The organism is Lacrimispora brassicae (genome assembly GCF_054772055.1).
In genome coordinates, this window is sequence record NZ_BRYH01000040.1 from 19,348 (window position 1) to 32,830 (window position 13,483).

The following is a 13,483-nucleotide window of genomic DNA, read 5'->3' on the forward strand; positions in this document are numbered from 1 at the left end:
ATAGACAAGCCCGGTCAAGAATTGTCCCTATTATTGCTTTTAAAAGAGATTTATAGTAAGATGTAAACTACAAGTAATTAAGACAAACAGGAAGGAGAAGATGATGATGAGTACTCTTGTGAAAATGACCTTAAGCGAACAGATATACAACATCCTAAAAAATGAAATCATGAGCGGAACCATTCCTCTGGGAAGCAAAATAACAAACAGAGAACTACAGGAACGCTTTTTAGTTTCCTCCACACCGGTGCGGGATACCATCAACAAGCTTTATCAGGATGGCCTCGTAAAAGAGGTTACAAAAACAGGTGCTCAGGTAATCAGCTTTGACTATGGATATGCAGCAGAAATCAATGAATTCATTGCGGCGATCTCCTGTGTAGCCCTCAATATGACCATTGCCAAGGGTGCCGACAAGGAAGTGACAAAGCATTTGAAAGAATATTTAAAAAAGCAGACAGTTGCTCCGGATGACGATGCCTACTTTGACGCAGACTTCCATTTTCATAAGTCGTTTTTTGACTTCTGCGGCAATCAGTTCTTGAAAGAGACCTATAAGAGATACAATCTTATCCGTTTCCTTCTAATAAAGTTTGCTATCCGCACAGCGGAAGACCGGTCCTGTTCCACCAAGCAGCACGGGGATATCGTCACTGCCTACAGCTCCGGCCAATTTGACCTTGCCTCCCAGCTTCTTGAGCAGCACTATATCCACGGTCTTTCACTGATTAAAGGATACAATCCATAAGAAAAAACCAACAGGCTGAATATACGTACACCCATTGGACGCACCAAAAAAGAAGCTGCTCACTAATTACTTAGTGTGGCAGCCCCCTCTTTCCCTACTGAAATATTCTATTTCTTAAGTTTTCCACCTCAATCCCCTTATAAAAAATAGCCGCTTATTTAACAAGGTGGTCAGTCATCCTCCTCCGGGATCAGCTCCGTCGTCTCATTCTTGGGAGGCATGGCAAAGGAGAAAATAATAAATCCAATAAGCCCCGCGATCAGCCCCGGTATGATGGGCTGGCTGAATTTGACTCCAAGCAACATTCCTTTGGAAACATGCTCTAAATATACCACCACAATGGTTCCAGCTATGAGAGAAGCAATGGTTCCCGCCGCCGACGCCTTTTTCCAGTAATGCCCCATAACATAAGGGAAGAAGGAGCCTGCCGCCCGAAGGGTAAAGCAGAACATGAGAATGGATACGATGCTCTGGGTATTAAATAAGGCAATGAACATGGAGGCCACGCCCACCAGGCACATGACGATCTTTGTGACCTTCATGACAGACTGGCTGGAGGCATCCGGCTTTAACACTGCCTTATAAATATCATTGGAAAAGATGGATCCCGCTCCCAGTAAGTCGGAATCCGAACTGGACATGGTAGCTGAAATAATACCGGAAAACAAAAGTCCGCAGACCACCGCCGGCATGGTATTGATGGCCAGGATGGGAAGGGCATACCTGGCTCCCACCTCTGCAAACTGCTGGGAATTGAATTTCCCCATATTCATCAGTGCCAGGGTAATGATTCCCAAAATCGTGGGAATAAAGGCATAGATGAAGTTGATAAGAGCTGCCAGCCAGGCGCCGCCCCTTGCCGCCTTCTCATCCTTTGCCGCATAAAAGCGGGATACCGCCTCCTGCCCTACGGAAAACGTGGCCGTATACATGATGATAAGGGAAATGATTCCAAATAAATCATAGCCTTGGAACATGCTCAAAGTTCCCTCCGGAATGTTAGCCTTTACATTGTCCCAGCCCCCTGCATACCGGAGGGCAAAAGGAATCGCAATGATCATTCCGATAACGATCAGGAACACCTGAACAAAATCCGTCAGTGTTACACTCCATAAACCTCCCATAATGGAGTAGACCGTCACCACAACCGCCACAATGATAACCGCCACCTGATAATCAATGCCCAGCATGGTTGACAAAATGACCGCAGAGGCGATGAACTGCCCCGCCGTAAGGCCCACCAAAGGAAGCAGCATGATAACAGCGGTAATAAGGCCGCAGGGCTTATTGTAACGTCTGCGGAAATATTCCGGTACGGTCTTAACAGTTGCAGCCCTGAACCGGGGGGCAATAAAACTAAGAATGGAAAATGCAATTCCCATGGTGATTATGTACCAGGCCGCACTGAGGCCAAAGCCTGACATCCCGTTCTGAACCACTCCAAGAGAGCTTCCTCCCCCAATTTCCGTGGCTGCCAGTGTTCCGGCCATAAGAAGCGGCCCAAGGCGGCGTCCTGCCACCAGAAAATCCGTACTGGTAGTAATCTTGGAGGATGAATACCAGCCGATCCACAGCATAAGCAGCAGATAAATGATAACAATAGCAGTTACAACAACATTTGCTCCCATAAAAAACCCCTCCTGTTTTTATATGAAAATTCTTTTATAGGTCCAGTTTAACACATTCAAAGGGCGGCTCACACAACCGTTTCTGCCAATTTCCCACCAAATATGCTGATTCCTTCTCCTGTCTTGACTTCTATGAAAAATCTCAATACAATGGAATGAGATCGGAGGGATTTTTCTATGCTGCGTATTGCCATCTGTGACGACAGCAGAGAGGACAGGAAGAGGATTCTTGACTTTGTGCGCGACTACTACAAAAAGCATGATATGGATGCTCAGATTGATGATTTTGAAGCTGCCGGGAAATTATTTTCTGCAGAAGAAACCTATGACATCTATCTTCTGGATGTCATCATGCCTGACATGACCGGCATCGAAGCCGCCAAAAGGCTGCTCAAAAAGAAAGACTCCCCTGTGATCATTTTCATCACTTCATCCCTGGAGTCTGCCGTAGACGGTTACCGGGTCAACGCTTCAGGTTTTGTCTTAAAACCCCTGGTGGAAAAGGATTTTGAGGAAACCTTAAGGAGGGTCATGGAACAACATTTCAAATCACGGGAAACCTCCATTTCCATCGTACATAACCGGGTCCCCATGGAGCTTAAACTAAACCGGATCCTGTATTTTGAAAACAGGCTGCACCGGGTCTACATTGTCCTCAGAAGCGGAGAGATCCTTTCCATCCATCAAAAGCTGAATGAGCTTCAGGAAGAATTAAAGGCCCAGGCTTACTTTCTTCGCTGCCATCAAAGCTATATCGTAAATTTGAACCATGTGGAAACATTGGAAGCTGCGGGTTTTGTAATGACCAATGGAGAGACGGTTCCTGTTTCCCGTAATTTTTATAAAGAATGCAAATATGTCTACTACCATTTTCAATTGAAATGAGGCCGGCATGAACGAAGCAGCTTGTAATGTTATATTAAATCTGATCAATCTGGCTGTCCGCATGATGCCTATTTTCGTCTGCCTGGAACCCAAAAGGAAAAACCGGGAAAACATTGCGGCTGTCTCAGTATATCTCTGGGTCATCATGGTATCTTTCCAGTCCCTGTTTCACATCAGGGAACCGGTGTTTCTCATCGTCCAGGGCATCTTTTCCTGCCTCTTTTTTCTTCTGCTTCTCATATTTTTTAACGGCGAGCTGATAAAAAAGATATTTCTTTATTTATCCGCCTGGCTTTTTGCGGTCCTGTCCGTGTCATTAAATGAGTTTGCCGCCTCTGTTTTGGGAAAATCCATATTTCTTTCTTACAGCCAGATCTGCGTCATTGTCTCCCTCCTCTCTGCCTGCGGCTTCTATCTCTTTGTCCGTTACTGGCTGAGAACCATGACAAGCCAGCTTTTTATCCAGTTGTCCAGACGCTCCCATCTGCTCCTTGCCTCATATCCGGCCATTTCCCTGGCCATTTCCCTCTTTGGCACCTCCACCATATTTTCCAGAGAAGCCCTGGCAAAAAGAGGCTTTGAAGATGTGGTGTTTTATCTGGCCTTCTGCACCATGATCCTGGTGCTTTATGTCATGATCCTGGACGGTACCCTGGAGGCTGTTTCCAGGAAAAAGACGGAGGAAGAACTTTTATTTGCAAGGCAGCTCATCGGAAAGCAGAGAGAGCATTACAATCGGATGCTGGAACATGGGGAGGAACTTCGGATCATACGCCATGATTTCAGGCATCACATCCATGCCCTTCTCCATATGGATAAGGACCAGCAGAGAAAATACCTCCTTGACTTAAACAAGGAGCTGGATATCTCAAAAGAACAGAATTACTGCGAAAATCAGGCCGTCAACCAGATCCTGCAGGAATATGGCGCCCGCTGCCAGGAAAACCAGATAGAATTTGTGGCCACCCTGGATATATCCGCCCATATCCCCATTGATGACCTGACCCTTTGCATCGTCATAGGCAATCTGCTGGAAAATTCCATGGAAGCCTGCTTAAAGCTTAAAGAAAAACGCTTTATCCATCTCCAGGCAAGGTGGATGCAGGATCATCTGATGATGCTTGCAGAAAATTCCTATAACGGGCAGATCAAAGAACGCGAGGGAAAGCTTTTATCCAGCAAGCAGGATGGCGGCCTGGGACTTTTAAGCATCCGCAGGATATTAAACCGGCCCGGAGATGATTTTGACGTATGCTTCAATGATACCACCTTTACAGCCATGGTAAATATCATGGACCGCTCCGGCATATGAGATTTTCTCCCCTCTTAAATGCGCAGGAAATTCTTCCGGAGCCAAAGACAAGTCTGGATTTTACATTTGAATTATATATAGAAATATCCTATAAGTACAGGCTATTTATAGGATATTTCTATTTGACATATTCTATATGTGTAAGACATAATGAAAGAGATTTTGACAAAAACAGCGCTTTTTCGCTGTAAAGCTTTCTATGTACTGATACAGGACAAACCATACAAACAGATTGGGTGCAGCCGTGATAGAAATAAAAAGTGTAAATAAAACGTTTGGAGATCTGCAGGTTTTAAAAAACATCAGCCTGACCATTGAAGACGGAGAGGCATACGGACTTGTAGGACCAAGCGGAGTTGGAAAATCCACTCTATTGAATTGTCTGGCCGGACTGGATTCTTACGAGTCCGGTTCTATCATTGTAGACGGCGTGTGTCTGGAATCCCTGGGCGAAAAGCAGGCAAGGCTTTTTCGAAAAAATATGGGAATGATCTTCCAGAACTTTTCTCTGGTAAGCCGGAAAAATGTATATCAGAACATTGCTCTTCCCATGGAATGCTGGAAAGTTCCAAGATCTGATATTAAAAAAAGAGTCTGTGAACTGGCAGAAATGGTAGGGCTAAAGGACAAATTAAAGGCCAGGCCAGGGGAGTTAAGCGGCGGGCAGAAGCAGAGAGTCGCCATTGCCCGGGCCCTGACAATGAATCCTAAATATATACTTTCTGATGAAAGCACCTCCTCCCTGGATCCCAATATCACCGCCTCCATTTTAAATCTTCTGGATAAAATACGGAAAGAAATGGGAATCACCATTATCTTAGTAACCCATGAAATGCCGGTGGTTCAGCAGTTCTGCCACAAAATGACCATCATGGATGCCGGTGCGGCGGCAGTCTCCGGGGATGTGAGGGAACTTTTCTTTCAAAAACCCCTTGCCCTTCAAAAGCTTCTTGGCATGGACGGCGGAGAAATCATTCCCAAATCAGGAGTTAATGTTACATTCGGACTTTCCTTTGATACTCTGCTATGGGAGTTGGGAAAATTGATGGAGAAACCTTATAAAATGGTGAATTCGGATTTTTTTGAATTTCAGAATCAAAAACATGGCAATATAACTATTAATATAGAAACACAAGATCTTCCCATTTGTGAGAATTATCTGCAATCCCATGGAATCCTTTACCGGACAGAAAGGAGCCCGCTTTGATGAATACCATATCCCAATGGCTGGAAAGGTCCTATTTACTTCAATATCTTCCATCGGTCATCCTGCCGGCAATCTTTGCCACTCTTCAGATGGTTTTTGTCTCTGCTGTTTTATCCATTTTTTTCGGCATGATCCTGGGCATCATTCTCTTTGTCACCGATAAGGATGGGCTTTCTCCCAACAGAGGAGTAAATTATGTCCTTGGGAAGATTACGGATATTGTCCGGTCATTTCCCACCATGATATTGATCGTAGCCATTGCACCTCTTACCAGACTGGTGCTTGGAACCAGGATCGGGACAGAAGCGGCCATATTTGCAATTACCATCGGCTGTACCCCCTTTGCAACAAGGATGACGGAGAATTCCCTTCAAACAGTGGATCCTCAGCTTATAAAAGCGGCCAAAGCCTTTGGAGCTTCCAAGCCTCAGATCATATACAAGATCATGTTAGTAGAGGCGCTGCCCAGCCTTGTATCCAATTTCACCATTATGCTGATCAACATGCTGAATATGACAGCCATGGCAGGAGCCGTGGGAGCCGGAGGCCTTGGAGCCGTTGCCCTGACATATGGATACCAGCGGTTTGACTACGCAATTATGTATTTTGTAGTTATCATTCTCATTCTGTTCGTTCTTCTGATCCAGGGATTAGGAAAAATGATATATAACAAGCTGAATTAGCAAAGGAGAAAATTATGAAAAAAAGAACTTTATGTTTCGCTCTCACTGCCATGATGGCAGTTGCAGCCACAACCGGATGCGGAAAAAATGACACCACCACAAAGGCAGAAGAAACCACTTCGGCCGCCGCAAGCCAGGAAACCACCAAAAGCGAAGAAACCCCAAAACAGACTTCCAAAAAAATCGTAATCGGAGGAACCTCTATTTCCAAAGTTTACTACGATGCCATTAAGGATATTTTTGAAGCAAAAGGATATGAAACAGAATTCAAAACCTTTGATTCCAACCCTGTGGTTCTGGAGGCGTGTGCAAGCAAAGAAACAGATATGGCTTTGGGACAGCACAAAAAATTCGTTATGAGCTACAACCAAAACAACAATGCAGACCTTGACATGGCAAGACCATATGCCATGTATACGGGAATCGGCCTGTATTCTGAAAAACATGCTTCCGTTTCAGAATTCCCTGACGGCGGAAGGATCGCAGTGATGAACGACGCCATGAATGAAGACATTGCTCTCCGGATTCTGGAAAGCCAGGGTCTGATCAAGCTGAACGCAGACCAGAAGCAGGCAACGGTGGCTGACATCGCGGAAAACCCGAAAAAGCTTGAAATCATTGAAATGGACCAGGGACAGACTGTGACCACTTTAAGTGACTTAGACGGCGCATGTGTATTCTTTACCCACATGGCTGCCTCAGGCAAGGATGCATCCTCTTATATTGCAAGAGATTCTTCCATGATCAATTATCCTATGGGCGTCATTGTAAGGAAGGAAGATGCAGATTCCGACTGGGCTTCTGCCTTTGCTGAATGCTTTAAAGACCCAACCGTTCAGGAAAAGATAAACAAGGCATTCCCAAATGTATTTGAATTCTATACAAGTGACGACCAGGTAAAAGAATAATGACTGACCATTGGAAGGAAGATGTTGCAAAATTATATGCTTCTCTCTACCTTTCCCGTAAGGCAGCAGGGGTAAAGCTGATTGAAACGGAAGCCGAATTTCAAAGCATTGACGCGGTATTTCCTCAAAAGCCCATCCGCTACTGCCAGATGGTGAAAGGAGCCTGCGCAGGCCACAGCATTAAGGCCAAGGCAGGCTCCTTCTCCTGCCAAAGCGGCCCAAGAGTCCTTGGAATCAACCCTGCCGATGAAAAAAATGCTCACGGGGAAAACTGGGCCAGATTAGGCCTTTACTCCAGCCAGGAGCTAAGTGCCAAAGTACGGGCGGGGCTTTCCTACTCCCAGAAGCCTATGTACGGAGTACTGGTACAGCCTTTGGAAAAGTATGAAACACCACCGGATGTGGCCCTGATCGTAACCAATCCCTATAACATCATGAGGATTACCCAGGGTTACGCCTATTCTTACGGCATGCCGGAAAACATCAACATGCTGGGCAATCAGGCCGTCTGCCTGGAATGCTCCGCAAGGCCCTATGTGACCCAGGACATGAATATTTCCCTGTTATGTATCGGCACGAGGCATCTGGCCGGCTGGGGAAAGGATGAGATGGCAGTGGGCATCCCCTCATCACAGTTTTCCAAAGTGGTTGACGGGATTTATCAGACCATTAACATCATGGAAGACGATGAAAGCAAAAAGAGGATTGCGGCGAACTTTCAGGATTGCAAGATTCCCTTTGATGTGAAATATCAGTATAATTATTATAAGGATTGTTAAGGCGGATTTAAATCCAGGCAGAAAACAAGCATGAAAAGTTACCGGGAAAACCGGTATCTTCCATGCTTGTTTTTTGCTTGATCCCCATTGCGTCAGAATGTTTTGGTTTATGGCTTTAACCGCCAAACCAGCTTATTCCCTCTGCCTCTTCACTGCATTAATGATTGATAATAAAATAACGGAACCCAGAACAGAGACGATCAGGCTCCAGATATTGAATCCGGTAATGCCGGTTCCTCCCAGAAGGCTCATCAAAAACCCGCCGATCAGACCGCCTATAATTCCTACCAGAATATTGGCGCCGGCCCCCATACTTTTATTATTACCGGTGAACATACTGGCAATCCAACCGGCAAGAGCACCAATAATAATCCAACTTATAATTCCCATCATTTATTTCCTCTCTTTCCAAATTTTATTTATAATGAATGATTCATTATTTGTGTGATGATCTGTCAGTCAATAAATTTCAGCATTTAAAATAGATTGTTTCAACTTTTTATAAGAACCAAAAAAGCACCCTCGCAATGACATACAGGACCTCATGTATAAGCTTTTATTCCCACCAGGTATTTGTAGTTAGATTGTGCCATATTTGTATTTTTTATACATAGTATTAAATTTTTCTCTTCTCCATCAAAATACAAAACCGCCGATTCCTCGTCTTAACACATCATTGAGGAACCGGCGGAAAACTGTTTCTTCCAGTTTATTTCATTTCCATTGCTTTCAAATACTCTTAAATATTAGTGATCTGATCCCCCGCTCTGCTACATCATCTCCATCTTCCTCATGATTTCCTCAAGCCGCCTGGTTTCTTCATCAGTTACGCGAAGGACCGGCTTCCGGCAATAGTCCTTGATTCCGACGCCCCTTAGCATCATAGCCTTTTTCAATATCGGAACAAAGAACGGGTTGATATCGTAGATCCCCATCAAAATATCTACTTTCTTCTGGAGCGTGCACGACAAGTCCCAGTCTTTCCGGTTGACAGCATCCTGCCACTGGGTCATCAGTTCCGGGTATATGTTGGACAGCCCTCCGATGCAGCCGGCGCCGCCGCAAGCGGCATTATGGATCAGGTTTTCATCAAAACCGCAGTAGACCTGGAAATCCGGGAATTCTTCCCGTACCGTTGTCAGCAGGGCTCTGGTGTGGCCCATCTCTGAAACAGAATCCTTAAGCCCTACGATATTTTTATGCCTGCGCAGCAGTCGCAGCACGATCTCCGGCTTGGCGTCATATCCCGTTCTGTCGGGAAAATTATAGATATAGACGGGGCCTTCAATTTTCTGTGCAGCTTCATCGTAAAAATTCTCTAAGGATGCGTCATCCAGCGTAAAATAATAAGGGCTGATCAGCATGATTCCATCCCCACCGGCTTTAAGAGCGTAATCGCTCAGCTCCAATGTTTCCTCCATGGTGCTGCAGGCTGTTCCAAAGAACACCTTTGCCCGTTGATTGACATAAGAAACCGCCATGTCGATCAAAGCTTTCTTTTGCTCCATGTCCATGGTATAAAATTCACCGCTGCTTCCCAGAATCAGCAGACCCTTGATCCCGCCGTCAATTAAATGGTCATATATCTGTTTGTTGCCGTCTAAATCCAATTCTCCGTGTTCATTAAATGCAGTTACAACCGGAGTGTAAAAACTTACTTCCATAGGAGCACCTCTTTCTGATGTTAATCACTGCTAGCGTATAATATTTGTCAACTTGCCGATCCCCTCAATTTCACAGATCACTGTATCGCCCTTTTTCATATAGCGAGGCGGCGTGAATCCCATTCCCACACCGGACGGGGTGCCTGTTGCAATGATATCCCCGCATTCCAGTGTGAAGCCTTGCGACAGCTCCGAAATCAGGGAAGGGATATCATGAATAAAATTCCTTGTGTTGGAGTGCTGGCGCAGTTCTCCGTTTACGACGCTTTTTACAGCCAGTTCCACTGGGAAGGAAAATTCTTCTTTACCTGCAATCACCGGCCCCATGGCCGCGCAGGTGTCCAGGCTCTTCCCGTAAAACCACTGTCCGTGCAGGGTCTGAAGATTTCTGAAAGAAATGTCATTAAATACAGAGTATCCGAAAATATAATCTTCTGCCTTTTCAGCCGGAATGTTTTTCCCGGTCTTTCCGATGATTACTGCCAGTTCCACTTCATAATCCAGCCCCTCATCCAGATCTGGCCGGCTGATGATCTCTTCACCGGGCCCCATGATGCGAATGGCCCGCTTGGAAAAATACACGGTCTTTAAAGGTGTCTGAAACTCATTCTTTCCAAGATGCTCTTTTGTCTCCTTTAAGTGATCTTCATAGTTAACTCCTACACAGATGATGTCATGTACCGGCCGCTCAATCGGCGCAAGGACTTTTACGGAATCCAGATCATACATCTCATTTGTTCTGGATTCAAAATCCAGGGCTGACAGCTTCTTCATTCCACCAGCTGTGCCGGCATACCGTATCACTTCAATCATATCTTCAGCTTTCAGCCCGGGTATCACCGATTGCAGCGGTAAGATTTTGCGGTTCTCTAAAAGAATTCCGATTTTGCCCTTCTCACCTGGGGGCACAAATCTGATATATTTCATAAAATGCCTTTTTCCTTAATTATAATATTTACTACATGTAGTTACAGACTCTGGCAATTGCCATCTCCGTATATCCCAACGCCTCAGCCTTTGTAAGCTTGCCGTCGGATACCAGCTTCATCTCTGTCAGCAGCTCATCCCCTAATTTCTCCAGAGTCTTTGTTCCATAAATATAGGGACTTGCGTCAGTATCAATATTATCCACCATATTGGTATAGGTTTCCCGGTTTCCCGTAATCTTGATTACCGGAACAATGGGATTACCGGTGGGGGTCCCTCTTCCAGTGGAAAACAGACAGATCTGGCATCCGCCGGCAACCATTCCCGCTACTGACGAGGGATCATTTCCAGGGGTGTCCATGATCACCAGACCCATATTTTTGTCCACCTGTTTCCCATAATCATAGACTTCGTTGACTGGGGTATGCCCTCCTTTGTGGATGCAGCCTAAGGATTTTTCTTCCAGTGTGGTCAGTCCGCCTTCTTTATTGCCGGGAGAGGGATTGCCTTCACGGACGTCATGGCCTACCAGCTTAATGGCATGTTCGTAATCATGTACGATCTGGTAGATCCGGTCACTGACCCGCTTATCCTTTCCCCGCTGCGCCAAAATATGTTCTGCTCCTATAAATTCCGTGGTTTCTGATAAGATCGAGGTTCCCCCTATCTCCACCATCCGGTCGCTGATTTCTCCGATCAAAACATTGGACGCCAAGCCGGAAGTAGGATCCGAACCGCCGCATTCCGTTCCTACAATCAGTTCAGACATGCTGTATTCTTCTTTTTGCAGTGCGGAGGCATCCATTGCCATCTTTCTGGCTACCCGGACAGCCTTTTCTATGGTTGCAATGGTGCCGCCATTCTCCTGTATAACAAAATGCTCAATTGGTTTGTTGGTCCGCTCCTTAATCGCATCCAAGACCAGATCCATCTGGCAGTTTTCGCATCCTAAAGAGATTACTACTGTTCCGTATACATTGGGGTTCGCCGCGTATCCGGCCATGACATCCATGGTGAACTGCTGATCGGAAGGAACCTGGGAGCATCCGTTTTGATTGTTAAAGGTAACAGCACCCTCCACTTGGGATGCAATGATTCTGGTTGTATCCGAGGCACAGACACTTGCAGGAAGAATCAGCAGTTTGTTGCGGATGCCGATCCTTCCGTCAGGTCTTTTATAACCCATAAAAGTCATTTCTTTCATTGTTTTCTTATCCATAATAACAGCCTCCTGTATGCAGTTTATAATTGCTCTCTGTGGTTTTCAACATTGTGGACATGTACATGCTGGCCTGCATGAATATCGGTGCCCGACAGACCGATATGCTCGCCGTATTTAACCACTGGCTCGCCTTTTTCCATATCTTTGATTGCAAACTTATGATAGATCGGAATTGGAGTCAAAGCCGTCAGTTTATGTAATTCGCCATTCTTGTCTAACCAGGCGAGCACACTACCGGCTTCCACAGGCTCAATCGCCACTGCAACGGTATCTTTCTCATCAATAATCATTGCGTTTGTCGTAACTTCACTCATCTTGTTCATCCTCCTTTTATTTTTCTTAATTATTTTCCACCGGTACATGCGGGCTGGTCTCAGTTTTAGCTTCCAACGGCATCTGGGGGCTGCCATATTTCTTTACCCAATAACTGGTCATCAAAGGCGCCAGAATCGCTGTAACAACCACTGCTGCCGCCACCTGCGCTGTTGCTCCGGCCACATAAGGTTCCAGGGCCGGGTCGGCCAGAGCCACGACAGCGGGCACAGCCACCGCATTGCCGGCTGTTGTGGCAACTGCCCACCCAGCATATCCGGGGCGTTTTCCAATTGCCCTGTCGCAGAATACAATAAACATGCCGCCAATAAATACGGTAATTAATCCTAAAAATACTCCTGGAACGCCGCCCCTGACTACATTCATAAGATTAATTCCAGCGCCCAGGGTCAATCCCACGAACGGAATCAGTACGGAACCGGCCGGGGACACAAAATCCGAGAATTTCTTATCCAGATTACCCAGAATCATTCCTACTAAAATCGGTATAATGGTTGCAATCAGTGCCTTAAAAGGAATATTAGCCAATCCAGAGGCGCCCAGTGCTATCATGGTAAAAAACGGTCCGTCATTCAATGCCAGCAATGCCATGGCTCCGCCATCCACATCATCACCGTAGGTTTGCATCAATGCAAGGTATACGGAGCCATTACTGTTTGTCACCGCACTGATAATTGCCAATGCTGACAGACCTAACACGCCTGCCGGTCCGAAGAACTTGCCAGCCACAATACCGATGGCCGCTCCGATAAAAAATTTAGAAAGCAGTAGGATGCCACCTCTCTTCAGCACCTTTCCGATATCACTGATCTGCAGAGTAGTTCCCAGGCAGACCAGTTGGATTCCCATGGCGGTCGCTGCTCCGGCATTAGAAAAAGTGGCCGTTGTCAAAGAGCCCAGTTGGAGTGCTGCAGGGAAAAACGTATTTAAAATAGCCCCGATCAGCAAAGGTACAATCATCATTCCGGCTGGAACTTTCTTTAGAAAATTCATTATCATAATTTTATTCCCTTTCCCTTTATATGTATTTACGTACGTCATGCGCATTTTCGTACATCTCAAAGAAAGAATATATTTATTTTCCATAAATGTCAATACGTTTTTTGCAGTTTTGACATTATATACAGATTTTATCAGTTTATATTGTTTATATTTACCAATGGCTTTCTTGAAATTGACTTTGGTAT

The 13,483-nt window shown here is 45.5% G+C and carries 14 protein-coding genes; 7 read left to right on the forward strand and 7 right to left on the reverse strand.

All coding sequences use genetic code 11. The annotated features are described in order from the left end of the window. Positions 1–100 precede the first annotated feature (100 nt). Entirely contained in the window at positions 101–748 is a 648-nt protein-coding gene (locus tag ACYVD3_RS18105; RefSeq protein ID WP_460643888.1) for a GntR family transcriptional regulator, read from the forward strand. Positions 749–918: 170 nt separating this feature from the next. On the opposite strand, the gene ACYVD3_RS18110 is transcribed toward ACYVD3_RS18105, so the two are convergent. Then, positions 919–2,376 carry a sodium:solute symporter family protein gene (locus tag ACYVD3_RS18110; protein ID WP_460643889.1) on the reverse strand — a complete coding sequence of 486 codons (1,458 nt, stop codon included), beginning with the start codon at positions 2,374–2,376 and terminating at the stop codon, positions 919–921. A gap of 177 nt (positions 2,377–2,553) precedes the next feature. On the opposite strand from ACYVD3_RS18110, the gene ACYVD3_RS18115 reads away from it, so the two are divergent. From ACYVD3_RS18115 to ACYVD3_RS18140, 6 genes are all read left to right on the forward strand, one after another. Further along, the gene (locus tag ACYVD3_RS18115; protein ID WP_460643890.1) at positions 2,554–3,261 is read left to right on the forward strand and encodes a LytR/AlgR family response regulator transcription factor; all 708 of its coding nucleotides are present in this window, start codon (positions 2,554–2,556) and stop codon (positions 3,259–3,261) included. Between the two features lie 7 nt (positions 3,262–3,268). Beyond that, positions 3,269–4,573, forward strand: a complete 1,305-nt coding sequence (locus tag ACYVD3_RS18120; RefSeq protein WP_460643891.1) for a GHKL domain-containing protein — start codon at positions 3,269–3,271, stop codon at positions 4,571–4,573. A gap of 244 nt (positions 4,574–4,817) precedes the next feature. After that, positions 4,818–5,780 carry a methionine ABC transporter ATP-binding protein gene (locus ACYVD3_RS18125; protein WP_460643892.1) on the forward strand — a complete coding sequence of 321 codons (963 nt, stop codon included), beginning with the start codon at positions 4,818–4,820 and terminating at the stop codon, positions 5,778–5,780. Then, positions 5,780–6,463: a methionine ABC transporter permease gene (locus tag ACYVD3_RS18130; protein WP_460643936.1), complete on the forward strand. Its 684-nt coding sequence runs from the start codon at positions 5,780–5,782 to the stop codon at positions 6,461–6,463. The genes ACYVD3_RS18125 and ACYVD3_RS18130 overlap by 1 nt, the downstream gene beginning before the upstream one ends. Positions 6,464–6,477: 14 nt before the next feature. Next, positions 6,478–7,371, forward strand: coding sequence for a MetQ/NlpA family ABC transporter substrate-binding protein (locus ACYVD3_RS18135; RefSeq protein WP_460643893.1), 894 nt, complete (start codon positions 6,478–6,480; stop codon positions 7,369–7,371). Continuing rightward, positions 7,371–8,150: a DUF169 domain-containing protein gene (locus ACYVD3_RS18140; RefSeq protein ID WP_460643894.1), complete on the forward strand. Its 780-nt coding sequence runs from the start codon at positions 7,371–7,373 to the stop codon at positions 8,148–8,150. Before ACYVD3_RS18135 ends, ACYVD3_RS18140 begins: the two co-directional genes overlap by 1 nt. Before the next feature lie 132 nt (positions 8,151–8,282). Here the strand turns inward: ACYVD3_RS18140 and ACYVD3_RS18145 are convergent, their stop codons facing one another. The 6 genes from ACYVD3_RS18145 to ACYVD3_RS18170 all read right to left on the reverse strand — a co-directional run bounded on the left by ACYVD3_RS18145 (position 8,283) and on the right by ACYVD3_RS18170 (position 13,295). Continuing rightward, positions 8,283–8,543 (reverse strand): GlsB/YeaQ/YmgE family stress response membrane protein, encoded by a 261-nt coding sequence (locus ACYVD3_RS18145; protein ID WP_460643895.1) that lies wholly within the window; start codon positions 8,541–8,543, stop codon positions 8,283–8,285. A 377-nt stretch (positions 8,544–8,920) separates the two neighbouring features. Beyond that, complete coding sequence (locus tag ACYVD3_RS18150) at positions 8,921–9,814, reverse strand: dihydrodipicolinate synthase family protein (RefSeq protein WP_460643896.1); 894 nt, start codon at positions 9,812–9,814, stop codon at positions 8,921–8,923. A 30-nt stretch (positions 9,815–9,844) separates the two neighbouring features. Continuing rightward, on the reverse strand, positions 9,845–10,741 hold the full coding sequence (locus tag ACYVD3_RS18155; protein ID WP_460643897.1) for a fumarylacetoacetate hydrolase family protein: 897 nt from the start codon (positions 10,739–10,741) through the stop codon (positions 9,845–9,847). A gap of 31 nt (positions 10,742–10,772) precedes the next feature. After that, positions 10,773–11,960, reverse strand: coding sequence for a UxaA family hydrolase (locus tag ACYVD3_RS18160; RefSeq protein ID WP_460643898.1), 1,188 nt, complete (start codon positions 11,958–11,960; stop codon positions 10,773–10,775). Positions 11,961–11,983: 23 nt separating this feature from the next. Further along, the gene (locus ACYVD3_RS18165) at positions 11,984–12,277 is read right to left on the reverse strand and encodes a UxaA family hydrolase (RefSeq protein ID WP_460643899.1); all 294 of its coding nucleotides are present in this window, start codon (positions 12,275–12,277) and stop codon (positions 11,984–11,986) included. Positions 12,278–12,302: 25 nt separating this feature from the next. Beyond that, complete coding sequence (locus ACYVD3_RS18170) at positions 12,303–13,295, reverse strand: 2-keto-3-deoxygluconate permease (RefSeq protein ID WP_460643900.1); 993 nt, start codon at positions 13,293–13,295, stop codon at positions 12,303–12,305. Positions 13,296–13,483 lie beyond the last annotated feature (188 nt).

Coding starts and splice junctions, on each gene's coding strand:
- ACYVD3_RS18105 (WP_460643888.1), top strand. CDS start 101: ATGATGATGAGTACTCTTGTGAAAATGACCTTAAGCGAACAGATATAC.
- ACYVD3_RS18110 (WP_460643889.1), bottom strand. CDS start 2,376: ATGGGAGCAAATGTTGTTGTAACTGCTATTGTTATCATTTATCTGCTG.
- ACYVD3_RS18115 (WP_460643890.1), top strand. CDS start 2,554: ATGCTGCGTATTGCCATCTGTGACGACAGCAGAGAGGACAGGAAGAGG.
- ACYVD3_RS18120 (WP_460643891.1), top strand. CDS start 3,269: ATGAACGAAGCAGCTTGTAATGTTATATTAAATCTGATCAATCTGGCT.
- ACYVD3_RS18130 (WP_460643936.1), top strand. CDS start 5,780: ATGAATACCATATCCCAATGGCTGGAAAGGTCCTATTTACTTCAATAT.
- ACYVD3_RS18135 (WP_460643893.1), top strand. CDS start 6,478: ATGAAAAAAAGAACTTTATGTTTCGCTCTCACTGCCATGATGGCAGTT.
- ACYVD3_RS18140 (WP_460643894.1), top strand. CDS start 7,371: ATGACTGACCATTGGAAGGAAGATGTTGCAAAATTATATGCTTCTCTC.
- ACYVD3_RS18145 (WP_460643895.1), bottom strand. CDS start 8,543: ATGATGGGAATTATAAGTTGGATTATTATTGGTGCTCTTGCCGGTTGG.
- ACYVD3_RS18150 (WP_460643896.1), bottom strand. CDS start 9,814: ATGGAAGTAAGTTTTTACACTCCGGTTGTAACTGCATTTAATGAACAC.
- ACYVD3_RS18155 (WP_460643897.1), bottom strand. CDS start 10,741: ATGAAATATATCAGATTTGTGCCCCCAGGTGAGAAGGGCAAAATCGGA.
- ACYVD3_RS18160 (WP_460643898.1), bottom strand. CDS start 11,960: ATGGATAAGAAAACAATGAAAGAAATGACTTTTATGGGTTATAAAAGA.
- ACYVD3_RS18165 (WP_460643899.1), bottom strand. CDS start 12,277: ATGAGTGAAGTTACGACAAACGCAATGATTATTGATGAGAAAGATACC.
- ACYVD3_RS18170 (WP_460643900.1), bottom strand. CDS start 13,295: ATGATAATGAATTTTCTAAAGAAAGTTCCAGCCGGAATGATGATTGTA.